We start from the raw sequence: 26,850 nt of genomic DNA, 5'->3' as shown, positions 1-26,850 counted from the left end.
TATTCCCCCTAATTTATAAAATACATGATTAAAAAACCTATCCCTAAAAAGGGAGCAAGTGGCATAGATAAATTCTTTGCTACCTGCTTTTTTCTGATAATTAATGAAATTCTTAACATGATATAAAACAATATCAATAAGGTAAGTCCTATTATTAATCCATAGATTCCTTTCCAAAATCCAAGGACAAACCCAACTGTGGCAGTTAGCTTAATATCTCCGCCTCCAATACTATTTTCTTTAAACATTGCTGCTATAAGAAAAGGCAAAGCAACAAATATTCCTAATAAATTTGGATAATTAAATTGCAGGAACCCTGTCAATGCAAGGAGAACGCAGACCATATCTGGAATTTCTCTTTTTTTAATGTCTGTATAAGATGCTGCCAAAAGCAGAAAAGAAAACAGCACCCCTTGTAGGATGCTATTAGCCTGCATAGTTAAACATTTCTTTGATTTGTTCTTCCAATGTCGGCATAACCACTTCACCGAATAATGCATACAGTCCTGCAAGGAGCAATGCTCCTAAAACTACGGCAATAAGGATTTTTACTGCAGTATCAATATACCCTTCTCCACGGTTATTGTTAATTGCAATCTTTACAGCCACTGCTTGTCTGACTAAAAGGTTTTTTGTTTTTATCAATATATTACTCATAGTGATCCCTCCATTTATTCAAAGTGGTAGTTAACGGAATAGGTGATATTTGATTTGTTATACATACAGTTATGGTTGGTATAGTAATAAAATTCTAGTTTGGAGTAAACACCAGCACCAAGACTTCTACTAAATGTGATGCCATTGCTTGTCGTTCCATAATCAAGCTGATCCCACTGCTTTGTCAATACATTGTATCCTCTAACTCGGCCATGGTCACTTCCGCTATGTCCTGATACAGGTGGAACAGTAAAAGTATATTCTGTTATAGTTGCACCTTCTAATCCATTTTCTAAAATAACAGAATCAGGGCCTGTTAATGTCATCCCGCCACCACCATTAGAGTCAGCCACAAAGAACACAATTGCTGCCCAAGGAGATTCTGCACCTGTGGAATCCACAGCCTTTACACGAACTACATTTTTCCCTAACGGATATACCTGTTGTTCTGCATTACGCCCTTCCCAAATATAAGTGATTGGATCCTTATCTGCATCAGTACTACTAGCTGTAATAGTCACCTTTGTTCCAGGGGCAACACTATTTCCATTTGGAGTTCTACTAATTACAGGAGCCGTTGGAGCTGAGTTTACAATTGTAAAGCTTTTTTCTACCCATGGCGAATATGTTCCGGCTATATCTTTTGCTCTCACTCGGATGGTGTGTGTACCTACTGAATAATAGTTATCAGCAGTTGTTCCGTCATATTCCAAGGTTGTTGCATCTCCATCAGCATCATTAGAAGTTGCCTTGATATCAACAAAAAACTTACCATTTTTAACTATTCTAGTTGGTGTAGCTGTTAGTGTTACTGTTGGTGCTGAATTTATAACTGTAAAGCTCTTTTCCATCCATGGTGAATAAGCACCAGCTATGTCCTTTGCTCGTACTTTAATGGTGTGTGTACCTACTGAATAGTAGTTATCAGCTGTTGTTCCTTCATATTCCAAGGTAGTTGAATCCCCATCTGCATCATTAGCAGCTACCTTGATATCAACGAAGAATTTACCATTTTTAACGGTTCTAGTTGGTGTAGCTGTTATCGTCACTGTTGGTGCTGTATTAGTAACAGAGATATTTTCCGAATGAGTAAATATCCTACTTTCACTATCTGTAATTGTAGCGATAAGAGTAAATATCCCTATATCTGATATTAAAATCTTACCTCCATCGTTTGTAAGCTCTCCACTAAAAGAAACTGGTTCGCTTATTTTTTCTAATTTCCACTGAACCTCATTATTTCCAAGGTTTTCAGAAGTGGTTTCTACTTCAAACTCTTTGCCATAATGAATTGATTCAGGCATTGTAAAATTATATTTTATAACAGGCTTTATGGTTATGTTTTGGGAATGTGAGAAACTCCTTTTTAGAAAATCTGTCATTGTTGCAGTTAGAACATATTCCCCTTCTTCAAGAAAAGTGATTTTTCCACCATGTGCATTTAAGCTGCCATCAAATGCTTTACTTTCAGAAATAGGTTTATCGTCTTTTGTAATACCCCATTCCACTGGCAGTACGTTATTGCTGCCATGAGTTCTAATATCAATTATGCTGTCGGTGTATGCAAGGGCAGGCAGTTCGAATCCTATGCTTAACACAGGAAGTACTTCTGTTTTACCACCCACTTCAAAAAGAAATACTCTGCCTGTTTCATCGGTAATTCTAGCTACCAATTCATATATGCCAGCTCTTTTGAATCGAATGTTTCCTCCGTTGTTATCTAACTTACCATCTACATAGGTTGACCAGTCTTGAAAACCAAAGGTATTATCAACTAGCCATTCAATCTTTAGTCCATCAAGTTCTGTACTATCTACATCTACCCTAATATCACTATCAGTATGAACATATTTAGGGAGTGTATAGCTCACGGATGGCACAGGATAGACTTTGAGCGCTTGCTTATAATTATAAGTTCTTCCTCCATCATCAGTGAATGATGCCTTTAGAGTGTATTCTCCCTTCTGATTAAATTGGATCATTCCACCATCATTTGAAAGTTTACTAATGATGAAATCAGAAAGCTTAACCTCCTTACCATCTTTTACAAGGTACCAATCAGCAATATGATCTCCGATTTCTCCAAATGTAGCTTCAACCTTTATGATATCGTCTGTATGAAATATTTCGGGAAGATAAAAACCGGCTGAGCCTACAGGATATACTGTAATAGCTACAGTTTCCTTAAATACTCTTCCGGTCTTATCACTCAATGAAATACTTAGGTTATATACTCCTTTTTCTTTAAAACGTATATTGCTTTCTCCTATTGAGATGTTGCCCTCAATGAAATCTTCAATAATAACTTCTTTGCCATTTTGAGTAAGTGACCATTCAATCTCCATCTCTTCTGCATTCTTTGTTTCTGTATTTAAAGTGATGGTCTTATCCGTATGGGTAATATTTGCAAGCTCCATTTTTATTTCTGCCAATGGATATACAGTAGTAATATCTGATACTGTAACTTCTTTACCTAACTCATCAGTAATTGTGGCACTTAGTTTATATACTCCATTAGTTTTAAATAATATTAAACCACCACTACCTATAAGCTCTCCTGTAATTACAGTTTCAAGGTCTATTTCTTTGCCATCTTTTTTAATTGTCCATATCAAGGAATTATCTCCTAGATTCTCAGTGACAAGATCCACAGCTACTGTTGTATCAGTATGTGCTGTTTCAGGCAAGCTAAATTGTGCTGATATAACTGGATAGATGCTGACAGTCTGTTCACAGACAACTGTTCTGCCCCTACTGTTTAATGCCGTAGCTGAAAATGTATAGCTACCTGCAGACTTAATTTTAATTACTCCACCTTCTTCTTTCAATTCTCCATCTAACACAGAGGAAATTTCAGTAGGAATACCATTTTTAGTAACTGTCCATGCTACAGATTTTACATTACTACTAGTTGGAATAATTTTTATTTCTTCTTCAACATAAGCAGTATTTGGAAGTGTATAATCATATTTCGGTGCAGGAACATAATATGAACCTCCATTTGAGGATGAACCATTATCTGAAGCCTTATCTTCTTGCTCCACATCAGGAGAATCTACAACATCTTCTTCTATTTTATCAGTGGCTTCTTCTTGCTCGATTATCTCTTTAATTTCATCATGCTTATCAAGGATTTCAAAGGCTTCACCTCGTGTTGCCTCTCCGTCAGGACGTATTGTTCCGTCTGGATAACCAGAGATAATATTGTAATGTTTGCCAGCACAGATATACTCACGATCTTCTTCCGTCAAATTATCTTCATCAACAAACCCTGTGTTACAAGCACAATCGATATTATGATCTTCTTTACCTATAGCTCTAACTAACATTTTAATCATTTCCATTCGAGTAATAGGCTCATCAGGAAAATATTTAGCACCATATTCTTCTTTGATGATAATACCTTCATCAATAAGTGCCTCAATTTCTTTTTGAGCAAAATGTCCTGCAATATCCTCAAATACTATATTAACCGTATTTGTTTCCTTTACCTCAAGTTCCATAATTCTTGCCAAAAGAGCAGAAAATTCTCCTCTTGTAATTATTTCATCTGGATGAGAAAGTCCATCCGGATATCCATGAATTACACCCTTTTTTGAAAGATTATTAATTGCATCCTCAGCCCAATGACCTACACTATCAGAAAATACAAACCTTGTTGCATAGGCAGATCCTACAAAACTCGTAATTAAAATACAAATTACCAAAAGAATATTTATTATTCTCTTTGATTTATGATTCATTTTAAACTTTCCCCCTTTTAGCCTGCATAGTTAAACATTTCATTGATACGCTCTTCTAATGTTGGCATTACTACTTCACCAAATAATGCATAAAGTCCAGCAAGGAGTAATGCTCCCAAAACTACGGCAATTAAAATCTTAACAGCTGTATCAATATATCCTTCTCCACGGTTATTACTAGCTGCTACCTTTGCTGCAATAGCCTTTCTTATCATAAATTCATTTGATTTTCTTAAGATATTTTTCATCCTGTTTTCCTCCATTATTTTATTTTTTTTAAATACTCATATTAATATCTTGTATCTGACCCTTTCCTTCAAAATCAATTTCTTTAAATCCAAAACGATCTACATAATAAAACTCACTGCCATTGTCATCATATAGCTCAACTACATCAGACATTGACAGTGAGTGACCAGTAAACCCATGAGGATGATTTAGATTAAACTTTGAATAGATAGATTCTAAATCATTTGTTTCTATTTCTCCTTCATATACAAGCTCATAGTTATTTTTATCTGGCTCTCCAAAGTTTTCTTTAAGTTCCTCATATCCTATAAACTTACATTCAGGACTTATATCAGCTCTTAGCTGCCAGATACGACAGTCTTTAAGAGGTACTGGTCTTTCATTATTAATAAGGAGTACACCTTCTTTTGAAAGTCTTTCAAATACACCCTCTGTCCATTTTGCTGTAAGCTTACGGTTACCAAGCCACTGACTGAATTCTTCATTTTGAAACATAGAATCTACTATTGCAGTACCGTCTTCCACATATCCAGACGGATTTCCATAATAAAATATACAGCCATACTTTAGCTCAATTCCTGTCATGATTTACCTCCCATCATTTAATCTCCATAGACAATATCCTCCATTATAATCCTTTCTTCTAATTCTCTGATGCAGATACCTGACATCTCAAAGATATCAATAACAAACTTAGGTACATCGGCTATATCATAGTCATAATCTGCCTGCATCACTATGATTTCCCCACTGTCTTCCTCAGTACAAGCACAAAGCTTTGCATCCTTTGGAATACCAGCTTCTTCAAGGAGATAATCTGGGACAATAATCTCATCAAATTCTTCAAATCTCTCACAATAGGAGCAATCATGACATCTCCCACAAATCCCTGCTAGATGAACAATTAACTCTTCTGAGAGATTTTTAAGTCCTTCTGCCACCTTTATAAGCTCCATTGCATTCATAGTTGTTTTCATAGCTACAACAGCATTCTCTAAGGTATTAAATTCAATTTCTTCACACCCTGTAAGGTCTGCTGCATTAAGTATTTCATTTGGTAAACTAACGTTGTTGTCAAAGCATTCTTTAATCATTTTCATTATAAAATTCCTCCTTGTTTCCTATTCCATTTTTCATTTCAAATAAATTAATTTGTGATGGAGAATTTATCTCCCTTTCGTGCATATCATAATTTGCCACCAGTATTTCAGGAAACTGGGCACCATTATCATAGCGTTGTTTAATATTATTGATACGGGTATAGCTTTCAATCTGGATGTTTGGAGCATCGTATAGCTCTCTAATAAAAGAACAGTCATTATAGGAAAGTAAGAACTTTCCCTCAATACCCATCAGGGTATCTCGAAGTCTTATATGATCTTCTTTCTTAAATCCATCTTCACCAACATTTTTATAATACTTTTCTGTTTCAAAATACGGTGGATCTGCATAGAAAAAGCTGACAGGGCGGTCATACTGCCTTATCAGCTTTTCAAAATCTTTATTTTCAACCACTACTTTACTAAGTCTTCTATGTGCCTGTTCAATTAAAGGAAAGTTAGTCCACATATCATGAGGCTGACTGCCGAAGCTAGTAAGGCCTGATGCATAGCTATAGCGAATCAATTGATAAAAATATGAGGCTCTTATTACATCACTTGTAGGGCTGTCTCTTGCAAGTGCCTCCTTTACTATGTTGAAATCCTCACGGGAGTTTAACACAAAATATAGTGCATCTATTAATTCGTTTGGTTTCTCTCTTACACAGCGATAAAGATTGGTTAGCAATCCATTAAAATCGTTATATACTTCAAAATCATTGCCCGGTGGCTTATGAAATAATACCCAGCCTCCGCCTCCAAACACTTCTATATATCGTTCATAATATAAGGGAAAGAGAGATACAATTAATTCTCTTAAAGATTTCTTGCCACCTATCCAACTCATAAAACTATTAATACTTCATCACCTCTCTTTTACCTCTTTATCAAGGTCTAATCTCAATTGTCCGTTTGTATCTGGAAAATGCTCTAAAGCTTTGACTAGTCCTCTCTTTGCTTTTGCAATTTCTCTAATTCGACTTGTCATCTGCCCTATACTTGCAAGCAGTTCCTTTCTATCAGCGGCATAATAATATCCATTGTCACCACTGCATATGGGATTGCCATCATTTCTTAATTGATTGACTAATTTCCTGACAGTTCTTGAACTAATACAAAATCTACTTTGTAGATATGCGCTGGGGACTGCCTTAGAGGTTCCAATATGATACTCTTTCATATAAATTAAAAAATCATGTTCCACCTCCTCGCCTCCTTTCTCATGCCATGATTCATAACACTGTGGATATTATTGTTTTTGGCAACAAAAAAAGGCCGACTACTATGCTGTAATTTACAGCAAACAATCGGCCTTATATGTTTTTAGATATTAAAAAAACACGGACATATTCCGTGCTACCTTAGTACACCAAGTTCTCTTTTATTTTATAAACTTATTCCCCCCATGCCTTGTGATTGCTCTTTGGAAGGCTCATCCGACTCTTTCATCTCTTCTTCCTGCGGACGAGATAACACTTTAAAATTATCTTCTCCAGGAATAAGACCAAGACCTCTTCCGTTATCCCATTTCATGTGTATGGTTCCAATGTCATCTACCCCTATTACTGTTCCCTTTGCACCTTTTTCAACACCTTGCACATCATCCATTGCCTGAATCAATTCAATTCGTGTACCTACAGGATAGCCTTTCTTAATTCTTTCTACTTGATTTCTATTATTCAAATTTCATACCTCCCATTTTTTGATTTTCTTCTATACCCATTTCCTCAACTGTTTTAATAAACCAGTTATCACTATTCCAAAAGCTAACATAAATATCTCCCATATCAGTACTAATTTCTCTCTGTTCAAAGCCTTCACACCAGCCATCTGATGCCTGTCCAGTTATATTATCTTTGATTTTTTCAAGCTCCTTTGGAGTCAATTCATCATTTAAAGTAAGAACAGCTACTCCCATTAGTTCTCCTTCTATAAGTTCAACGGAAAACACATACTTGGATACTTTTGCATTCACACTGTCATGGTCATCATAATATCTCATCAGACCTCTTTGTTCTTCTTCTGGAAGATTGTTTTCTTCTATTGCCTTTAGAATTACATCTAGATATTCAACTACTTCAGCATTTGAAATTTTCTGTGGTTCATTTGCATATTCTTTATAACCATATTCATTTTCTATATCATAGGTAGTTATTTCGAGAGGCATATACAGTTTTAAGGTCTGCAATTCTTCTTGTTCAGGAAATACCATTCCAAGCCTTTCAAATAATAAATTGGCAAGCTTTTGATTATATCCATGGTAAGTAATATATCCTTTCTCTGAAAACGCTCCAAATTCATGTGCCATTTTCTCCTGTCCATATCTTTTAAAATCAATATATTCTTCAAGATTTGAATCATATTCAAAATGTCCTGAGTCACAAATCATATATCTTCCATAGGCTTCTACACTATGGATACCATCAAATAGTTCAAATTCATACATAGAATCTGCTAGTGCAAAGGTTTCATCAACAGTTCGAGGTTTAACATGATTCATAAGTTTTTCAAAATATTCTATATCATGGTTGCCTATTTCCTTATAGTGCTTTGCTAATTTATTTAAGGTATCAATCTTAATTAATGGTGTTGTATCAGCAGAAATAATATTTATTATTCTATCTGAAAAGTTATGGCTAGCAATTGCAACTTCACAATCATGTAAGTAAGGAGTTTCTAATCTCAACAGTGCCTTTTCAATTTCAAAATCAGAACAAGGAAGATATATAAATTCATTTGCACCTTTTGCGGTCAGCTGTATTGTTGCTACAGTTTCTTTCCAATGGTATGTGGGAAACTGCTTGCCATTATATATTTGCTCTGGTACATTTGAATTTTTATATAAGACTCCATAAGGAGTAATTCTAGAATTAGGATTATTTTTTATTACCTCCATTGCAAAGGATCCACCGTCAAGTTCATCTAATTCTCTAGTTGCTACTGCTTGCTTTTCTGATATATATAAATCCTTTCCTACAGTTTCTAGATTATTAAAGTCACTTACAAGACTATAGCAATGAGTATTAAAGCTTAGATTGATTAATTCTGCTATTGTTTCAGGATTTTCTGCAAAGGCAGAAGCAAAAAACACTTTTCTTTCCTTTGTATCGAAACTATCCATCCTCTTAAATAAGAAATTTACTTCATCTATGTTACACTGTTTACCTTTTAGAATTTCATTCATATCTGAATCATAGACCACTTCTTCAATATAACAGTTGGGAGCAGTTGAAGTTTCAAGCTCCAGTTGATTATATACATTGGATATTTCACTTTCATCATAAGGAAAATTAAACATAATTGATTCTTCTTCTTTCCTGTCAATCCCTCTTAATCTAATTAGCATATCTCTCCTCCATTCTATTTCATAATTGAAAATACATCTGCACCATACTTTGCAATTATTGATGCGTTGATTATTATCTTAAATGCAGTATCATCAATAAGTTCTTTATCTGCTATCTCACTTATTCTTATATATTCTTTTCCTGTCGATATAGTTTTTGCCGTTTGGTAAAGAGCATAGCCTTCTGTACTAATTTGTCTAAGATGTATCTGTGAAAAATCGAATCCATTTAAGCCGATCGCATGCTCTGAAATATTCCATAATACTTCATCTGCAGTTAGAAGAAATATTACTGCAAGGTAGCTTGGCGATCCACCCTCTATATCAACATCTTGTTTCTGAATTAAATGATAAAATCTTCCCCTGTGGTTATGATTTAAAAATAGTTCACCAGTAAATCTATTACTAAGTAATTTCAATCTTTCCTTTAGAGCATAGTTTTTTATTCTTCCAAAGCAATCTTTTATCAGATCTGTATATTTAATTTCATCTGCCTCTATTTTTTCTTTGAAACAAAAGCAATCATTAGTATTACCTCTGCTTTCAACCTTTGCTACACAACCATTACAAATCTTAATACCTCTCTTACAATTAAAATGATTATTAATGACTATTCCACTTCTTCTTTGAGGGAAATTAGGTGTCAGCATCATCAGCTGCTCTATACCTCCCAGTGATGTACCATACATAAAATATCTTGACATTGTTCTCAGTCCTTTCTTTTTATTTTTGAAATAAAAAAGAGGCGAAGACTATCGATCATAAATTGACCGAAGACTTCGCCTCTTTTAGTTTCTATATCTAGTTTTTTTATATAAATAACAAAATACTTTTATTTTTACCACTACATATTGTGGTTTATCCCTGTAACTGAGGTGATTACCCCTTAGTTTCAGGCAAATAAATCTATTTTCCCTTGCTTATTATAATATTTTTCTGCATACACAGCAATACTATTGAAAAATACACAAATATGTCCATGGCTTCTTTGCTGATAATACTCGATACTATTTAATTCATTATTTATTTTTTAATGTTGTTACTACTATCTCCGGTCTATTGAAAACCCTTATATTTATAAAATAATTCCCAAGACCTCTGCTAACAACCATTGTAGAATCATCAACTCTATATAAACCACCATCATACTCTGGGAAAAATGTGCCATCAGACGAAATCATACCTCCTACAAAAGGTAATCTAATTAGGCCTCCATGTTTATCTCCTGAAAATATTACATCTGCTCCCCAACCTACGTATTCATTGAAATGATCAGGTGTATGAGCTAATAGAATATTTACCTCTTGTGAATTAGGTTTACTTAATCTATTATCTATATTAATACTCCCACTCAGCTTTTCTTTTAATCCATATATGTTCATCACTTCTTTCCCATTACCTAATTGCACTTTTTCATCATTAAGAACTATAACCCCAAGTTCTTCAAGTCTATCTTCGTAGGCTTCTTTCGTTCCTTCTTTCATATATTTATTTTCATCCTCAAAGTATTTTCCTTCTTCATGCTCACCTGTTACATAATAGACAGGATATTCACCGTTAAGATTTTCTAAAAGAGTAATTAACACCTCACCATTATCATCAGGCGTGTTAGTTCTCATATCTCCCGTCATTACAATAATATTTGGTTCGATATTATTAATCTTTTTAATAATACCATTGCTATCATTACCAAATGATTTGCTATGCAAGTCTGACAACTGCAAAATTTTAAATCCATTAAAAGCAGACGGTAAATTATTTATATAGATATCTTCTTTAGTTATTGATATCCAGTTGAGTTGAGCATAAAGAAATAATGCGATTGATGCTATTATTACAAGTATTATAAATAACTTCTTTCTTTTCTTTTTTATCATTGGTTACTCCTTCAACATTTCATCATAGTAAATCATTATTTTTTTCTCTATGCAATATATATATTGATGAACCTAGTCCACTCAATAGTACAGATAAGCACACTATTGGCTCCAACCATGGGATTCCAATGCTCCTATATAGTAGATTTATATTACTGAAGGTCTTGTAGAATACTACATAGCTGATTAAGCAAAATACACCAAATACAGGGATAAGCTTCATAATCAATGCTATTAGATTCTGACTGAATCTTGAAATTCCAAAAGCCACCATGGCTAATCCAATGCTTAAAATATAAAGTAGTAAAATATAAAATATAATATACTGACCATAAGTTAAATCAAACCAGAAAAAATCTACTGCTACATTCAAAAAGGAGGTGAGTCCATTGTTCCAGAAAACAAATGTATTATTTATGGTATAAATAGCTCCAAAGATTAAAACAGATAATGTAGTGACCATAAATGCTGAGATAATAATGGAAATAAGCTGCTGGGATAAAATCCTTCTTCCATTTTTCGAACTATATTGTAGCAAATGAATATTACTTGAACGATCATTAACAATAAGTGGTGAAACCAATACAAGTGTTATCAAGATAGTCAAAATAGCTAAATAGATTGAATATGAGACTGTATTCTCAAATGAATATACATCCATAATATTCCTATACTCTTCTTTTTCTTTTATCTCCTGTAGACGAACTAGCTCTTTTTTAGGTGTATCTTCTGAGTTTAAAGCATTATCCAATGTATATTTAGGATAGTTATAATATCGCTCTTCAATTGAATCCAGTGCCTGAAGTTGAAATCTTACAAAATTACCTTCCTCTCCAAGCAAGGTCCATACAGCTTCTGTTTCTCTCTCACTTGTATCTCCTTTATCGTGAACTCTTTCATAATCTTCAAAATTATATATGCCTACTTCAGCAAAAATAGGTAATGCATTTATATACTCTTCTGCTTCAGATATAAGAGCCTCTCTTTCTTCCATAAAATTAGAAAACTCCCCATCTGTAATTGTAGCTCCATAATTATTTGTCATTTCCATAGCATATTCTGTTTCTTCAGTTATAGAATGTCCTGTTTTAAAGTAAGTTATATAGTTGCTCATGAAAATCGTGTAAAATAAGCCACTAATTATAATAGCTACTAGAAGAAGCTTTATATTCCATATCTTTTTAATCTCATTAATAATTACTCTCATATTATATCCCTCCTTTTAAATCTAATAGTTACCAATATAGAAAGAGCTGCTAAGGTAAGCATTGAAACACAAAGCCCCATAGTCTCAAAATATTTCCACAGGGTATCCATATCTCCATCTGTAAACCAAATACTACGCTTCAGCCACAGCCAAACTGGTGAAAGCATGGAATAGTAACTAATATAATGACTCATCAAAGTTGTGTCTGGTATCATAAACGGTAAAGCAACTATTCCTGCATTAATGATTAGGAATACAAAGAAGCTTATATAGCTGTTTTTTATAATAATTCCTATGGGAAATGCCATAAGACAAAAGGAAAAAATCAGACCAATACTCATACCTATTGTTGCTAATAAATAGGTAAAAACACTATGGCTATGCCATGTAACGAAGGGTCTTAATCCTGCAATAATATCAAATCTATAATTAAATATACTAGAAACACTGCTACCCAAAATTCCACTATAATCATTAAGACTAAAAAAAATAACAAAGGTAATAATAGATAAAATCAAATAGGCTCCCAGCCCTGCTGATATTGAAGCAGTAAATTTAGCCCTTAGGATATTTCTTCCTGTTTTTGTTGAATATATTATATTTTCAGTCTTGTTGCTATTTTCATATCCTAATGAAAGTAAAACCAAGAGCGCTGAGATAAGCACCCCTTCAATAATCAACCATCCCATAAGATTTTTAAATAATAGTTGGTGCATATTATAAGTAGCACCTGCAAAATAAAGTGTCATAGATTCATTACTCTCTGCCTTTTTATCTACTACCATTTGCAAATCAGAGTATTTGTTTCTCATAGTTTCCGCAAATTTATCTGGTGCACCTGTGGCTGCTATATACTTTTCACCTACGTCACTTATTTCATAATTATCAAATATATCTTCAATCTTGTAAGTATCAAGTTTAAGCTGTTCTAAATAATCAGATTGTATATCGCTTACGTATGTCTGGGAAAGTCTGTTATGAAAGGACCTATTTAGCACATATCCTGTTTCATGGGATACTTCCCCTAAAAAATCAGTATATTTATTGCCTGAACTACTTACCACCAGAAAGATATTGAATATAAGAAAAAGTATGATTAAAGTCCATAATGTAACTGATGAATATAATTTCTTAAACTCAAGTCTATAAATATTCATTATTACACCCCATCATTATACACATATAGAAACACATCCTCTAAGGTAGGAGTTACTCTACGTGCCTCACCATTATATTCTGTATCAGTTGCAAATCTTACAAGGGTATTGTCCCCCTCCTGTCTCTGAGTTAACAGAATATGAGGTACATTTACCTTTTCAATCTCCCAGGTTTCATATATCTTTCCTTCTAAAGTGCTGCATATATGGGATGGGGAATCATTGCAAAACAACTTGTGGTCTTTAAACATGATTACCTGATTTGCAATTGTTTCTATATCAGAAACTATATGAGTTGATAAGATAACTATTCTGTCTTTTGATAGACTGGAAATCATATTTCTAAAGCGAACTCTTTCCTTTGGGTCAAGACCTGCTGTAGGTTCGTCCAGTATTAGGATCCTTGGGTCATTTAAAAGTGCTTGTGCTATACCAACCCGCTGAATCATCCCACCTGAAAACTTTCGCATTTTCTTATCCGTTACATCTTCCAATGCAACTAGCTCCATAAGTTCTGTTATTTTTTTCTTTGAATCATGTCTATCAATGCCCTTTAATGCTGCCAGATAGTCAAGAAACTGTCGCGGTGAATAGTTCTTATAATATCCAAATTCCTGTGGAAGGTACCCAATTATATCCCTGTATTTCTCATCTAGTGCTCTGATATCTGTACCCTCCCAAAGTATTTCACCTTTTGTGGGAAAAAGAAGCGTGGTAAGCATTTTTATCAAAGTAGTTTTGCCAGCTCCATTTGGTGCAAGAAGACCATATACTCCATTATCAAATTCAAGACTTATATCCTCAAGAGCAGTGAAGTCATTGTATTTTTTTGTAACATTATTAACTGCCAACATAATATGCAACCTCCATTTTATTCATATTAATTAATTTCTTTATTTCATTCAGATATAAAATAAACCCAATTACACCTACAGTAATAGTTATTCCTATAGGGATTTGTGATAATAATAATTCCCATCTTTCACCAAGAATCAAAACTGGTAGAAATGCAGTTGCCACCCATGCCACTAGTGAAGTAAAATGAATCCAGCGACCTTTTAAACGCCTCATAATATATATAGTAAGAAGGGCACATATAAATAGTGCACTTAGGGTAATGGAAGCTGCCCTAAGAAAATTATATTTATCTGGCATACTAATACTTAAGAAAATGCATATTACCATACTTATCAGCGAATAGCACAAAATTCGAAAGATAATTATCTTCTGAATGGTATGTTTAAAGGTCATTTTCAGTTCATGCAAACTATCATTTCTCTCAATAAACTCTGTAAAGAATATAACTGTGATAAAAAACAATGGTGATACTGCAAATAACGTTGAGTATACATGTTGCTGTGATGATAAGGGGTAAAACAGAATAAATCCAATTGTTATAGCAACTGCCATTATTATTGCCTGTGATATATCAAAGAAAATAAATTTAAATCCTAATGAACAGTACATTCTGTAGCAAAAATCCCAAAGTCCATCAGGCTTGGATAATCCCTGTGATAGGATATTTTCTATTGCATTTTCTTTTTCACTATTTGTAGGTTTAATAATATTCATCCTTAAACTCCTCCCTTATAATTTTTAATAACCTGTAATATTTTGATTTTACCGTTGATTCTGGCAAGGATAAGACAGAAGCAATCTGGGGAAAGGTGTATTCTGCGAATATCTTTAATCTAAAAATCTGCTGTGAATTTACGTCCAGTGAATTAATATAATCTTGCAGCCTCAGCAATAATTCTTTATTTTCAATATTTATTGTAAACATCGTTTGATCTTGAATATCATATTCTCCTATATCAGCTATTCTTCTCCTTTCAACAGAATTCTTTCTAAAATAGTCAATGATTTTATTTGTACCAATCCGATACAACCAAGTACGGAACCCAGCTTTCTTATTGTCAAAATTTGAAATAGATTGAAGCATAGATATAAAAATATTCTGAGTCACATCCATAGCAGTGTGCTTGTCTGAGATCTGTTTATATACATAAGTGTAGATTTCATCATAGTATTTTCTAATAAGTTCGTCAGCTGCTTTTCTATTACCTGTTCTTTGTATACGGCTTATTAATCTATTTTCCTCATCCAAGACATCACCACCCCTTTTGTTTATCCTCTTAATCTTATATTCGTATAAGAAAAGTTAAAAGTTTCAAAAATTATAAAATAAATTAAATAATTTATTTTATCATCTAATTTCCTTCTATGGAAATATGATCATTAAAAAAGAAAGAGGACAGATAGCGTACACTCTGTCCCCTGATAAAGTCTTTACTTTTTACCCTAATCAAATGAAATTGAAACTAAGAGTATTTTTTATGAAATTGAAGGTTAATTTCAACTATTATGCTCTCATTACCCAAATTCCCCTATGTCATCTATATTTCACCCCAAAAATAGGGGTCAAAAAACGGTGTTTTTTTGCTCATTTTTTGGCAAAAAATCGTCCTCGAACCACTATATGTTGTGGTCGAGTTCTACTTTTTGCCCTCCGAACCACAATACGTCATCAGAATTATACTCTCAACGTGTGCAGTATGAGGAAACATATCAACTGGTTGAACTTCCCCCACCTTATATCCACTTTCTAGTAATATCTTAACATCTCTGGCCATAGTAGTTGAATTACAAGAAACATATACTATTCTTTCTGGTGAAATCTTAATTATTGCTTCTAATACTTCCTTTTCGCATCCTTTTCTTGGTGGGTCTACTACTATCTTGTTGGATTTTATGCCTTTATCCATGAGCTTTGGTAACATTTCTTCTGCGTTACCTAATACAAATTCTACATTGTTGACATTATTTAATTTAGCATTTTCTTTTGCATCATCAATTGCAGCTCCTACTGATTCTATTCCATATACTTTCTTTGATTTAGCTGCTATAAATAATGAAATTGTACCAATTCCACTATAAATATCAAATACAATATCTTCTTTATTTAAGTCTAAATACTCAATAGCTTTACTATATAATACTTCTGCTTGCTTTCTATTCACTTGAAAGAAAGAGTTTGGAGATATGTTAAATTTCAAATCTCCTAGATGATCCTTTAGTCTATCTTCCCCATAAAGTTTTTTATACTTTCTCCCATATGTAGGAGCTGATTGCAGATTATTGATATTATGATAAATGCTCACAATTCCTTTTATCTTAGTATTCAACAATTGAATTAAATCACTGCTATTTGGTAAATAATCAGTGGCTGTCACTATAATTACCATAGCCTCATTTTTATCATTAGTTCTAATTCCTATATGGCGTAAAATTCCCTTCTTTGTTCTCCTATCATAGGCTTGTATATTATATTTATTTATCCATTCTCTAATAATAGTTAAAATCATATCCCCAATTTCTGGTTGTAATATACTACCTTCCATATCTACAATATTATGACTGCCTCTTCCGTAAAATCCTAATATTGCTTTTCCATTTCTATTTCCTACAGGTATTTGAATATGATTTCTATATCTATATGGATTATCCATTCCGATTGCATCATGAATATTCACATTGGATAGTTCTGCAAATTTTAGAAGATCCATTTTTACTTTGTTTTTTTTCCATTCAAGCTGCCTATCATACTTATATCCCACTAATGGTATTTCTCCACTTCCAATATTATAATTATTATTTACTCTATCTTTTGAAGGCTCAATTAATTTGGTTATTGAGCCTATGGCAAAATTCTTTTTAATTTCATCTATCTTCACTGCTACTTTATCACCTATTATTCCTCCAGCTACAAATACAGCAAAATTGTCAATCTTCAATACTCCATTACCCTCATGGGTGAAATCAATTATTTCTCCCTCTACTATATCTCCTATATCCTTAAACATTTTTACCTCCTATTTTGCACTTTTAGTTAGTATATACCCCTTAAAAATAAATACCCTTTGTTAAAAGGGTATTTTTGCTTATTCTACTATAACTGCTGTACCTGAAGCTGTTACCATTATCATATTTCCGCCTTGACCTAATACTTCATAGTCAATGTCCACTCCTACTACAGCATTAGCTCCCATTTTCATTGCTCGAGATTCCATTTCCCTAAGGGCATTTTCTCTAGCTTGAATAAGTTCGCCTTCATAGCTTCCTGACCTACCACCAAAGAAATTTGTCAAGCTTGCAGCAAAGTCCTTAATAAAATCTACACCAGAAATAACTTCTCCAAAGACTATACCTTTGTATTCAAGGATTTTTCTTCCTTCAATATTTGGTGTTGTAGTGGTTATCATATTCTACTCCTCCTAATACACTATTTTACCATCTCTAATACTTTCTCTTCAATATATTCTTTAAGTGGTTTGCCTAGTATTTTAACATCAGTACTTTCCATAGGATTTACCATTATCTTAAAGAAATTTACCACTAATTTATTCTCATCAATTATATATTCATCAACATGACCTGGTATGAATATTATTTCAACATCATTAAACTTAGCATTATCTAATTTTTCTTTTAAGTGATCTAAATTTAAAGTCTTGACAGGCTTAACCATATTGTTCATATTATCTAAGTCTTCTAACATCCACATATTATTATTCCAAAATCTACTTTCTTTTTTTGTTGGATGATTTAATAATTCTCTATTTGATATTGCAGACAAGACTTTTCTTACTGACTCTTTGCTGAATTCCTCATCATATAAATAATCCATCTCTTTTTTATTAGCAACTTCCAGCATGAAAGTTTCTGATATCTTTTCTCTCTCTGCCACTGATTGCCAGATGAATAACATCATCTCTACTACATCAAAATTAATTTTTATTGTGTTTATCATTTTTGTCGTCTCCATTCATTAATTATTTAATTTAATCCCATTATCTTTAATTTCTATTATGCCTTCTTTATATAGTCTACCTACCGCTCTTTTAAATCCTGATTTGCTCATCTTTAATTGTTTTTTTATTTCTTCAGGTGGGCTATTGTCGTTAAGTGGTAAAAATCCTGATTGCTCCTTCAATTTGGATAATATCACTTTTGAATCTTCATCCATTTGGACATAACTTCTATCCCTTAAGCTCAAATCTAATTTACCATCTTCTTTTACTTTAGCTACCCTTACTTCTATAGTATCGCCAACTTCATATGCTCCAAGTAACTCTTTTTTAGGAATTAATCCATCATATTTATCATCTACTGCTACAAATGCACCAATATCTCTGTTGATACTATAAATAGTCCCACTTACTTTGTCATTTTCCTTATATGGTGATTCTGTGCTAAGCATATCTTTTATCTTCATAGTAGCACAGATTCTATCAGATTTATCTACATAAACACCAACTAGATATGATTTGCCCTTTTCAATTGATCCAACGGTTTCACTGAAAGGCAAGAATAAATCTTTCTCCAATCCCCAATCTAAGAATGAGCCTATTTTCGTTTGACTGACTACCATTAAATGTCCCATCTCACCAACCTGTAGCTTTGACCTATTTGTAGTAGCTATTATTCTATCCTTAGAATCATTATAGACCATTACTTCTACTGTATCTCCTACATTAGAGTTTTCTGGTATTTGAGATTTTGGTAGTAATATATCGTCATCTGACTCTTCATCAACATTTAAATAAGCACCTATAGATGTAAATCTTTTAATTTTTAATTTCTGAACTTCTCCAAGACTAATCATATTTCACTTCCTCTATTATTATTTCTATTGTTATTTTATCACAAAAATAATAAATTATCTCAACTATTTAAAATTATTAAAAACCAAGATCCTTTCTATTTTTAGAATGATAGTAATATCATTTCCATAAGCATAGAAAAGTATCTTGGTTTAATATTTTGCTACTCCAATTAAATTAACTATCTTTATATTCTACTCTTAGTCGTATACTTCTTTTTCTAGTTTTTCTAGAGCTTCCATGGATTCCTTAGGTAGCTTGTCCCTTCCAGCCTTGAAGGTTTCCATATCCTTTAAAAATTCTTTTCTATAATTAATACTATTTATCCACATCTTTTGATATTCAACTGATGCTGTATCTGGTACAAAACCTTCAATTTCAAGATACTCAATATCAGAGAAGTCCCCTAATTGCTTGAATTCAGCTTTTTTAGTTACTATTTCTTCTAATGCCTTTAGTGTAACTTCTTTTGGTATCTTCTTATCTAGAAAATGTCCTGTATTAAATATATAACACTCTACATTTCTATTAGCAAACAGTTCCTTGAATTTTTCATAATCATTCTCCAATGGATATGTTCTAAATGGGTTAGCATATGGTTCTATAACTAAAGCATTCATATCAACATTATCTGCTAATCTTTCTGCAGTAGATCTTTTGGTAGCAAGAGTTGCACCCATTACAGAAGCTAGTACAGGATTATTTATTTTAATTACTGGAGGAATTGTTGCATCTTTCATCAACCATGCAATTGCATCTACTGGTTCTTCAATTTTATCTACTCTATTTTCTGCCCATAGTTTAGATTTTACAGCTCTACCATTACCATTTCTAATATCTTCAGTTACTATTACTTTATTTCCTTCATCATCCAGTGTTACACCGCAATTTTGTACTGTAATTAAATATTTATTTGCAGGATGATCTGTAGGATAATCTTGAGTTTTATCAAAATATGATGGCTCTAAAGCTACTGATGACCCATCATCAGTTGAAATTACATATGCATCATCATGTAAAATTGTAATATCATATTTTCCATCATGTTTGTCATGGGTTAAAGTTGATTTTCCTGAACCAGATAGTCCAAATACACCTATTGTATATTTTTCATTCCCTGGGAAATTGTATCTCTTAATACCACCATGACATGATGCAAATCCATTTCTATTTGCAATACCCCACGCCAAAGTCAATGTTCCTTTTTTATGCTCTCCAAAATATCTCATACCACATAGAAGAGCACAGTTATTTTGAGGATCAAATAAAGCTAATCCGTTTGGATGAGTTGGTGGATAATAGTCTGGGTCTGATAATATATATATATCCCCTTCTGGCAATTTTACAGAATCCTTATACATTTTTATATATTCTTCTGTTATATATTGGAAGTTGAGCATCCAACTATACATTGTATTTTCATATCCTTCTGGAATTAGTAAATGTGCTTTAACCATAAAATCCTTATCAAGTCCTATGACTACTTGAGCATGGTATAATTTCTTGTATCTTGTATGAAAAGAGGCTTCTCTTGCAATACCTGCAAATTTTCCTACATCAACATTATTTTCACCAATGATAACTCTGGCACCTGCAAAACGACCAGTTATTTCACCATCATTAAATAACAGTATCTTCGAACCTTCATCTAAGCCTAATTCTGTTGGTCTATATACAGGCATATCTGTCTCTATAGTACCAGGTGAAGTTTTAGCTAATTTATAAGCTTCAGACAAAGAAGAAACCTTAACCACATTGTTGCCATAAAAAGTGGATTCAACTGTAGTACGTATAGCAGAAAAAATAGAATTATTCTTTATTATATCTTTTCTGCTATAATTTGATATTGTTGACATTTACATCCCTCCGTAATATATTATAAAGAAATTTTTATCAATCCTATTGTAACAAATATCAATACAATTTGGAAGGGTAATATGTCATATTTTTAAATTATTTGTGTTATTCTATTTAAGAGTTTTTATCTGTTTAGTGTGATACTATATTAAAACTTCAATTTTGATAATGCATCTGCTAAATCAGTATTCAGAGGCTCAGTTTTTGCCTTCTTTTGATCTTTTAAAAAGTTAGCTACATCTTTCTTAGATACATTGCTCTTTTCCTTAGCTCTTCTTTCATTGAAGGTAGAAAGTTTTTCTCTATATCCACAAGAACAAGCAAACATTTGCCCGTCTCCTTCACCCCTCATCTCCATTTTCTTTTTACAGTTTGGACATCTAGCATTTGTTTCTCTAGAAATACTTTTTCTGTATCCACACTCTCTATCTTGGCATACATACATTTTTCCTTTTTTACCTTTAACTTCTAACATGAACTTACCGCATTCAGGACATTTATTCCTAGTCATATTATCATGTCTAAATGTCTCATCACTATTCTTTATTTCTTTTACAACAGTTTTTGAGTATTCTTTCATTTCTTTTATAAAACTATCTTTTTTTAACTTCCCTTGTGAAATTAGACCTAGTTTTTGTTCCCATTCTGCAGTTAAGGCTGGGGACTTTAATTCTTCTGGTACTAGCTCTAGTAACTGTTTACCTTTAGATGTAATGAAAATATCCTTACCATTTTTCTCTAATAAAAATGTATTAAACAATTTTTCAATTATATCTGCTCTAGTGGCTACTGTACCAATACCTCCAGTTTCTCCTATTATCTTTATTAGAGCTTTGCTTTCATCAGCCATATATTTTGCTGGATTTTCCATTGCTTGAAGTAAAGAGCCCTCATTAAATGGTGCAGGTGGTTTAGTCTTTCCTGTTGTTTGCACTAATGATATTACCTTTAGTGTATCTCCTTTGTTGATTAAAGGAAGGCTTTGATCATCGCTATCATCTTCTTCGTCTTCATCTCTATAATTATTTGAATATACTTCTTTCCACCCTTGTGATATAACTCTTTTACCTTTGGCTATAAAGTTTTCATCACCTATTTTAGCTTTTATTGTTGTTTGCTCATATTCAAAAGGCAAATAAAGTATTGATAAAAATCTTTTTACTACTAAATCATATATTTTTCTTTCACTATCATTTAGTTCAGATAAAGACACTCTTTGCTCTGTAGGTATTATTGCATGATGATCTGTTACTTTACCATTATCAACAAAAGACTTATTTGCTTTTATTGGAGACATCAATATCTTTGATGCTACTTTTTGGTAAGGACCTATGCCACAAGATTTTACCCTATCCTTTAATGTACCTACTACATCATCAGATATATATCTAGAATCCGTCCTAGGATAAGTTAGTATCTTATGGTTTTCATATAATCTTTGCATTATGGATAGAGTCTCTTTTGCTGAATAACCAAATATCCTATTGGCATCTCTTTGTAACTCTGTTAAATTGTATAGTGCTGGAGAATATGTTTTTTTAAGAGCCTTTTCTATATCCATGACCTTAGCATCTTTACCTTTAAGTATTTCTAGGATCTTGTTAGACTTGGTAATGTCAAATGTCCTGGTATCCTTGGAACTACTATCTTGCCATGTTAATTTTATATCCTTTGTGTTGGCTAATATCCCATAATACTCTTTTGGTATAAACTTTTTAATTTCCTCTTCTCTCTGAGCTATCATAGATAATGTAGGAGTCTGTACTCTACCACATGACAATTGAGAATTATATTTTACAGTAAGTGCACGAGTGGCATTGATACCTACTACCCAATCTGCTTCAGATCTTGCCACGGCTGAATGATATAAGTTTTCATATGCTTTACCATCTTTTAAATTATTAAAGCCATCTTTTATTGCTTTATCTGTGACAGATGAAATCCATAGTCTTTTAATTGGTTTTTTTACATTAGCTTTTTCTATAATCCATCTAGCTACCAGTTCACCTTCTCTACCTGCATCTGTGGCTATAATTATTTGTCCTACATCTTTACGATACATTTGCTCTTTCACAGCATAGAACTGCTTGCTAGTCTGTTTTATTACTTCAAGTTTCATAGGCTCAGGCAGCATAGGTAAGTCTTCCATATTCCAGGTCTTGTATTTTTTATTGTATTGTTCTGGATCAGCTAAGGTAACTAAATGGCCTAATGCCCAAGTTACAATATATTTGTCTCCTTCTAGAAATCCGTTTCCCTTTTTCTTGCAGTTTAGTACTCTTGCAATATCTCTACCTACTGAAGGTTTTTCTGCTAATACTAAGATCTTATTCATATAAACATCCTTTCATTAATTTCTATTTTGTTCCTCTATTTTCTCTGCTAGCTCACTTAGATACATCCATCGCTCCATCTTTTCTTCTAGCTTGTTTTCTATCTTTTCTTTCTTTTCAAGTAGTTCCTGTAACCTTGTGTAATCACTAGATGATTTCTCTATTTCACCATCTAATTCTACTATTTCATCCTCTAATTTGGAGATTATAGTATCTATCTCATTCCATTCCCTTTGTTCATTAAAAGAGAACTTTAAGGGCTTATTATTTTCTTTTTGTCTTTCTTTTTTTTCTGGTTTTTTCTCTAACTGCTGATTCTCTCTTTTAGTTTCAACTATTTCCTTAAAATATTCATAGTTTCCAGTATATCCTACTATCTTTCCATTACCTTCGAAAACGAATAATTTTTCCACTACTTTATCTAATAGGTATCTATCATGGGATACCACAATTACTGCTCCAGGAAATTCTTCAATATAGTCTTCTAATACTGTTAAAGTATCTATATCTAAATCATTTGTAGGCTCATCAAGAAGTAATACATTTGGAGCTTCCATTAGTACTCGAAGAAGATGTAATCTTCTCTTTTCTCCACCAGAGAGCTTACCTATTGGTGTCCATTGTAATTCTTTAGGAAACAAGAATCTTTCCATCATTTGAGATGCAGATATCTTTTCACCATCTGATGTCTCTATATATTCTCCACCTTCTCTTATATATTCAATAGCTCTAGTATCCTTGTCCATATGAGAATTTTCTTGAGCAAAGATTCCTATCTTTACAGTTTCTCCTATATCTACTGTACCTTTATCTGGTTCTATCCTACCTGATATAATATTCATTAAAGTTGATTTTCCGCTACCATTTGGTCCTAGTATTCCAATTCTATCATCTCTTAAGAGAATATAGCTAAAATTATCTATGACTTTTTTTCCATCAAAAGCTTTTTCTATATTATCTATTTCTATTATCTTCTTGCCAAGTCTAGTCCCACCCACAGATATATCAAATTTATCATCAGATATATCTATTTCTCTATCATTTAGTTCATTAAATCGTTCAATCCTAGCTTTCTGCTTCGTAGATCTAGCCCTTGCACCTCTCATCATCCAGGCTAATTCTGTTCTAAGCAATGATTGCCTTTTTCTTTCACTAGCTATATCCATTTCTTCTCTTTCAAGTTTCTTCTCCAAGAAATAGTTGTAGTTTCCTTTATAGGAATATAAATTTCCACCGTCTAATTCAATTATTTGATTTACGACTCTATCTAAAAAGTACCTATCATGTGTAATCATGAGCAAAGCACCTTTTTTTCTACTAAGATATTCTTCAAGCCAATCTATTGTATCGTTATCTAAATGGTTTGTAGGCTCATCTAATATGAGTAAATCTGCAGGATTAATTAAGGCAGATGCTAGGGCAACTCTTTTCCTCTGTCCACCAGATAGATTCCCAATTTTCTCATTAAAATCATTCACTCCAAGTTTTGTTAATACAGATTTTGCTTCAGCTTCTAGTCCCCAGGCGTTTGCTGCATCCATCTCTTGAGTGAGAATTAGTATTTCTTCAGTTTTAGTATTAGAATTCATTAGGGCTTCTTCATATCTCCTAACTAGTTGAATGTTTTTAGAATTACCTTTGAAAACTTGTTCCACTACTGTAGCATTTAAATCAAAGTCTATATCTTGAGGTAAATATTCAATATTTACATTACTTCCTTTTATTACTTTTCCAGTATCTGATTCTTCTATACCAGCAATAATCTTTAAAAATGTAGTTTTTCCAGTTCCATTAATGCCTATAAGCCCTATCTTATCTCCATCATCAATGCCCATATTAATATTATTAAATAACTGTTTCTCACTATATGCTTTAGATAAATTTTCTATAGCTATTAAATTCATATTATCTCACTTCCCTATTTGTTTTCCTAACTAAGTATTATAACATATTTTTAAGTTACAAACAAAAAACGGAGAATAAATTCTCCGCTACTAACTTCAATTTATTAACTTATGCTAAGGTGCTATCACTTTGACACTCATCATTACTCTTAATTATTTTCTTTTGCCATCCATTTCTTCTATATATCCAATATCCATATAAGCAAACTATTAGATTACTAAAGCTCATTGAGAACCAAATGCCTGTAGAGCCCCAGTTTGTAAAATGTTTAAAAACTAAAATCATGGGAAGTCTCACAAACCAAAGTCTACCCACTTCCATGGACATAGAATATTTAGTATTTCCAGAGCCTTGGAATATTCCTTGGAATACAGAGAAAATTCCCATTAAAGGCATGGATAGCGACACATACACCAGATATACTAAACTCAAATCTATTACAGTTGGATCATCTTTTGATTGCATGAAAAAGTTAATTATTTGAGTATCAAATGCAATCAATATTATGCAACCCAATCCACCGATAAGGATTGTAAGTTTTAATGCTTTGTAAAATGCTTCTTTTACCCTATCGATTTGATTTGCTCCCATATTCTGCCCTACTATTGCAGTTAATGCAGATCCAATACCCATTGCTGGTTGCATAACCAAGGATGTTATTCTGTTTACCATAGCATAAGCAGCTAAGGTTGCTGTTCCATAGGACCCAATAAAGCCATTAAGTACGATAAATCCTAAAGAAGCTCCTGTTTGACCTATGGAGGATGGTAATCCTACAGTAAATATTTCTTTAATTACTTCTTTATCAAACTTAAATTCCTTAAAAGATGGTATAATCTTATTCTTTTTATTAAACAACAAAACAAATCCAAGCATTGCCAACACACCCCTAGAGATTAATGTTGCCCATGCTGCACCTGCTATTCCCATATCTAAAGTAAAAATAAATATTGGATCTAGTATTACATTTATTATTGCAGAAATTCCACTAAGAATCATGGTTATAAAAGTATTTCCTTGAGAATTCATTATAGAACTTATGTTAAAAAACAGAAACATAAAAGGCATATCTAAAAAAGTAATCCTTAAATATATGTTTCCAAGCTCTGCTAGTTCTCCTGTTCCACCCATTAGCCTAATAATATGAGGACTTACAAGATATCCTAATATAGTAAATACAACTGAACTAAGTACGCTAACTGCTATTAGTTGGGTAGCGTATTCATTAGCCCTCTCTAATTTATTTGCACCAACTAACTGTGCAAGAAGAGAAGTACCTGCTATAGAAAGCCCTATACCTAAAGAAATAAATAAGAAGTTAACTGGCCATACAAAAGCAGTAGCTGCAAAATGAACTGATGAAAGCATACTTACATATAATCCATCTACCAAATTGTATAATGTTTGTATAAGGCTGTTTATCATGATTGGAATAGACAGTGTAATAAGTACCTTATAAATGCTACCTTTTAAAATCAATTCTGTCTTGTTTTGTTTGTTCATATTCTACCACCTTTTTATGTATTTCGAGTCACTAAACATATAGCTATTATATCATATTATAGGAAAAAGAAAAGTAGTAAATGAAAATAAAATAACTTCGATTTCCAGAGTCAGAAGCCGAAGTTATTTTACCATGTGTAACAAAATTTAAAACACCCAATACTTATAAATATCTTGCTAAAATATTTTTAAGAGGAGAGAACCTTTATGGGGAAAAGGGTCTCTTTTGAATCTATTGAGAACTCATATTGAG

The 26,850-nt window shown here is 32.7% G+C and carries 25 protein-coding genes; all 25 read right to left on the bottom strand.

The annotated features are described in order from the left end of the window. Positions 1–8: 8 nt before the first annotated feature. The 25 genes from RIN63_RS04620 to RIN63_RS04500 all read right to left on the bottom strand — a co-directional run bounded on the left by RIN63_RS04620 (position 9) and on the right by RIN63_RS04500 (position 26,597). Positions 9–437, bottom strand: a complete 429-nt coding sequence (locus RIN63_RS04620; RefSeq protein WP_310443515.1) for an A24 family peptidase — start codon at positions 435–437, stop codon at positions 9–11. After that, positions 427–657: a DUF6133 family protein gene (locus RIN63_RS04615; protein ID WP_310443514.1), complete on the bottom strand. Its 231-nt coding sequence runs from the start codon at positions 655–657 to the stop codon at positions 427–429. Before RIN63_RS04615 ends, RIN63_RS04620 begins: the two co-directional genes overlap by 11 nt. A 14-nt stretch (positions 658–671) precedes the next feature. Next, positions 672–4,400: an S-layer homology domain-containing protein gene (locus RIN63_RS04610; protein WP_310443513.1), complete on the bottom strand. Its 3,729-nt coding sequence runs from the start codon at positions 4,398–4,400 to the stop codon at positions 672–674. A gap of 17 nt (positions 4,401–4,417) precedes the next feature. Beyond that, on the bottom strand, positions 4,418–4,615 hold the full coding sequence (locus RIN63_RS04605; RefSeq protein ID WP_399324538.1) for a DUF6133 family protein: 198 nt from the start codon (positions 4,613–4,615) through the stop codon (positions 4,418–4,420). A 61-nt stretch (positions 4,616–4,676) separates the two neighbouring features. Beyond that, a complete protein-coding gene (locus tag RIN63_RS04600; protein WP_310443511.1) occupies positions 4,677–5,234 on the bottom strand; it encodes a YodL domain-containing protein in 558 nt (185 codons plus the stop codon). A 17-nt stretch (positions 5,235–5,251) separates the two neighbouring features. Continuing rightward, positions 5,252–5,749, bottom strand: coding sequence for a hypothetical protein (locus RIN63_RS04595; RefSeq protein ID WP_310443510.1), 498 nt, complete (start codon positions 5,747–5,749; stop codon positions 5,252–5,254). Then, on the bottom strand, positions 5,736–6,596 hold the full coding sequence (locus tag RIN63_RS04590) for a DNA adenine methylase (RefSeq protein ID WP_310443509.1): 861 nt from the start codon (positions 6,594–6,596) through the stop codon (positions 5,736–5,738). The genes RIN63_RS04595 and RIN63_RS04590 overlap by 14 nt, the downstream gene beginning before the upstream one ends. Positions 6,597–6,614: 18 nt before the next feature. Continuing rightward, positions 6,615–6,953, bottom strand: a complete 339-nt coding sequence (locus RIN63_RS04585; protein ID WP_310443507.1) for a hypothetical protein — start codon at positions 6,951–6,953, stop codon at positions 6,615–6,617. Positions 6,954–7,135: 182 nt separating this feature from the next. Further along, entirely contained in the window at positions 7,136–7,432 is a 297-nt protein-coding gene (locus RIN63_RS04580; RefSeq protein ID WP_310443505.1) for a DUF4314 domain-containing protein, read from the bottom strand. Continuing rightward, positions 7,425–9,095 (bottom strand): antirestriction protein ArdA, encoded by a 1,671-nt coding sequence (locus RIN63_RS04575; protein WP_310443504.1) that lies wholly within the window; start codon positions 9,093–9,095, stop codon positions 7,425–7,427. Before RIN63_RS04575 ends, RIN63_RS04580 begins: the two co-directional genes overlap by 8 nt. 14 nt (positions 9,096–9,109) lie before the next feature. Beyond that, on the bottom strand, positions 9,110–9,799 hold the full coding sequence (locus RIN63_RS04570; protein WP_310443503.1) for a hypothetical protein: 690 nt from the start codon (positions 9,797–9,799) through the stop codon (positions 9,110–9,112). Between the two features lie 315 nt (positions 9,800–10,114). Further along, positions 10,115–10,972 (bottom strand): metallophosphoesterase, encoded by an 858-nt coding sequence (locus RIN63_RS04565; protein WP_310443502.1) that lies wholly within the window; start codon positions 10,970–10,972, stop codon positions 10,115–10,117. A gap of 22 nt (positions 10,973–10,994) precedes the next feature. Beyond that, complete coding sequence (locus tag RIN63_RS04560; RefSeq protein ID WP_310443501.1) at positions 10,995–12,179, bottom strand: hypothetical protein; 1,185 nt, start codon at positions 12,177–12,179, stop codon at positions 10,995–10,997. Further along, positions 12,176–13,336, bottom strand: a complete 1,161-nt coding sequence (locus RIN63_RS04555) for a hypothetical protein (protein WP_310443500.1) — start codon at positions 13,334–13,336, stop codon at positions 12,176–12,178. Before RIN63_RS04555 ends, RIN63_RS04560 begins: the two co-directional genes overlap by 4 nt. Positions 13,337–13,338: 2 nt before the next feature. Next, a complete protein-coding gene (locus RIN63_RS04550; RefSeq protein ID WP_310443499.1) occupies positions 13,339–14,190 on the bottom strand; it encodes an ABC transporter ATP-binding protein in 852 nt (283 codons plus the stop codon). Further along, on the bottom strand, positions 14,177–14,908 hold the full coding sequence (locus RIN63_RS04545) for a hypothetical protein (RefSeq protein WP_310443497.1): 732 nt from the start codon (positions 14,906–14,908) through the stop codon (positions 14,177–14,179). Before RIN63_RS04545 ends, RIN63_RS04550 begins: the two co-directional genes overlap by 14 nt. Next, on the bottom strand, positions 14,895–15,443 hold the full coding sequence (locus RIN63_RS04540; RefSeq protein WP_310443496.1) for an RNA polymerase sigma factor: 549 nt from the start codon (positions 15,441–15,443) through the stop codon (positions 14,895–14,897). Before RIN63_RS04540 ends, RIN63_RS04545 begins: the two co-directional genes overlap by 14 nt. A gap of 388 nt (positions 15,444–15,831) precedes the next feature. After that, on the bottom strand, positions 15,832–17,199 hold the full coding sequence (gene rlmD / locus RIN63_RS04535; RefSeq protein ID WP_310443495.1) for a 23S rRNA (uracil(1939)-C(5))-methyltransferase RlmD: 1,368 nt from the start codon (positions 17,197–17,199) through the stop codon (positions 15,832–15,834). Between the two features lie 78 nt (positions 17,200–17,277). After that, entirely contained in the window at positions 17,278–17,598 is a 321-nt protein-coding gene (locus RIN63_RS04530; protein ID WP_310443494.1) for a putative heavy metal-binding protein, read from the bottom strand. A gap of 20 nt (positions 17,599–17,618) precedes the next feature. Further along, positions 17,619–18,146, bottom strand: a complete 528-nt coding sequence (locus tag RIN63_RS04525) for a hypothetical protein (RefSeq protein WP_310443493.1) — start codon at positions 18,144–18,146, stop codon at positions 17,619–17,621. An 18-nt stretch (positions 18,147–18,164) separates the two neighbouring features. Then, positions 18,165–19,001 (bottom strand): S1-like domain-containing RNA-binding protein, encoded by an 837-nt coding sequence (locus tag RIN63_RS04520; protein ID WP_310443491.1) that lies wholly within the window; start codon positions 18,999–19,001, stop codon positions 18,165–18,167. Positions 19,002–19,199: 198 nt separating this feature from the next. Next, positions 19,200–20,855: a phosphoenolpyruvate carboxykinase (ATP) gene (locus RIN63_RS04515; protein ID WP_310443490.1), complete on the bottom strand. Its 1,656-nt coding sequence runs from the start codon at positions 20,853–20,855 to the stop codon at positions 19,200–19,202. A 149-nt stretch (positions 20,856–21,004) separates the two neighbouring features. Next, entirely contained in the window at positions 21,005–23,191 is a 2,187-nt protein-coding gene (locus RIN63_RS04510) for a DNA topoisomerase III (protein WP_310443489.1), read from the bottom strand. A gap of 15 nt (positions 23,192–23,206) precedes the next feature. After that, positions 23,207–25,093, bottom strand: a complete 1,887-nt coding sequence (locus RIN63_RS04505; protein ID WP_310443488.1) for an ABC-F family ATP-binding cassette domain-containing protein — start codon at positions 25,091–25,093, stop codon at positions 23,207–23,209. A gap of 109 nt (positions 25,094–25,202) precedes the next feature. After that, on the bottom strand, positions 25,203–26,597 hold the full coding sequence (locus RIN63_RS04500) for an MATE family efflux transporter (RefSeq protein WP_310443487.1): 1,395 nt from the start codon (positions 26,595–26,597) through the stop codon (positions 25,203–25,205). Between the last annotated feature and the right edge of the window lie 253 nt (positions 26,598–26,850).

This window comes from Tissierella sp., assembly GCF_031460495.1.
In the GTDB taxonomy this organism is placed as follows: Bacteria; Bacillota; Clostridia; order Tissierellales; family Tissierellaceae; genus JAVKTS01.
Note: the sequence above shows the minus strand (reverse complement) of the source record. Positions and strands in the feature narration are given on the sequence as shown.

Bases quoted from the DNA above. Each gene is read 5' to 3' on its own strand.
- RIN63_RS04605 (WP_399324538.1), bottom strand. From the start codon at position 4,615: ATGATAAGAAAGGCTATTGCAGCAAAGGTAGCAGCTAGTAATAACCGT.
- RIN63_RS04615 (WP_310443514.1), bottom strand. From the start codon at position 657: ATGAGTAATATATTGATAAAAACAAAAAACCTTTTAGTCAGACAAGCA.
- RIN63_RS04510 (WP_310443489.1), bottom strand. From the start codon at position 23,191: ATGAATAAGATCTTAGTATTAGCAGAAAAACCTTCAGTAGGTAGAGAT.
- RIN63_RS04575 (WP_310443504.1), bottom strand. From the start codon at position 9,095: ATGCTAATTAGATTAAGAGGGATTGACAGGAAAGAAGAAGAATCAATT.
- RIN63_RS04525 (WP_310443493.1), bottom strand. From the start codon at position 18,146: ATGATAAACACAATAAAAATTAATTTTGATGTAGTAGAGATGATGTTA.
- RIN63_RS04545 (WP_310443497.1), bottom strand. From the start codon at position 14,908: ATGAATATTATTAAACCTACAAATAGTGAAAAAGAAAATGCAATAGAA.
- RIN63_RS04515 (WP_310443490.1), bottom strand. From the start codon at position 20,855: ATGTCAACAATATCAAATTATAGCAGAAAAGATATAATAAAGAATAAT.
- RIN63_RS04530 (WP_310443494.1), bottom strand. From the start codon at position 17,598: ATGATAACCACTACAACACCAAATATTGAAGGAAGAAAAATCCTTGAA.
- RIN63_RS04570 (WP_310443503.1), bottom strand. From the start codon at position 9,799: ATGTCAAGATATTTTATGTATGGTACATCACTGGGAGGTATAGAGCAG.
- RIN63_RS04500 (WP_310443487.1), bottom strand. From the start codon at position 26,597: ATGAACAAACAAAACAAGACAGAATTGATTTTAAAAGGTAGCATTTAT.
- RIN63_RS04555 (WP_310443500.1), bottom strand. From the start codon at position 13,336: ATGAATATTTATAGACTTGAGTTTAAGAAATTATATTCATCAGTTACA.
- RIN63_RS04550 (WP_310443499.1), bottom strand. From the start codon at position 14,190: ATGTTGGCAGTTAATAATGTTACAAAAAAATACAATGACTTCACTGCT.
- RIN63_RS04520 (WP_310443491.1), bottom strand. From the start codon at position 19,001: ATGATTAGTCTTGGAGAAGTTCAGAAATTAAAAATTAAAAGATTTACA.
- RIN63_RS04590 (WP_310443509.1), bottom strand. From the start codon at position 6,596: ATGAGTTGGATAGGTGGCAAGAAATCTTTAAGAGAATTAATTGTATCT.
- rlmD (WP_310443495.1), bottom strand. From the start codon at position 17,199: ATGTTTAAGGATATAGGAGATATAGTAGAGGGAGAAATAATTGATTTC.
- RIN63_RS04620 (WP_310443515.1), bottom strand. From the start codon at position 437: ATGCAGGCTAATAGCATCCTACAAGGGGTGCTGTTTTCTTTTCTGCTT.
- RIN63_RS04595 (WP_310443510.1), bottom strand. From the start codon at position 5,749: ATGAAAATGATTAAAGAATGCTTTGACAACAACGTTAGTTTACCAAAT.
- RIN63_RS04565 (WP_310443502.1), bottom strand. From the start codon at position 10,972: ATGATAAAAAAGAAAAGAAAGAAGTTATTTATAATACTTGTAATAATA.
- RIN63_RS04600 (WP_310443511.1), bottom strand. From the start codon at position 5,234: ATGACAGGAATTGAGCTAAAGTATGGCTGTATATTTTATTATGGAAAT.
- RIN63_RS04505 (WP_310443488.1), bottom strand. From the start codon at position 25,093: ATGAATTTAATAGCTATAGAAAATTTATCTAAAGCATATAGTGAGAAA.
- RIN63_RS04610 (WP_310443513.1), bottom strand. From the start codon at position 4,400: ATGAATCATAAATCAAAGAGAATAATAAATATTCTTTTGGTAATTTGT.
- RIN63_RS04560 (WP_310443501.1), bottom strand. From the start codon at position 12,179: ATGAGAGTAATTATTAATGAGATTAAAAAGATATGGAATATAAAGCTT.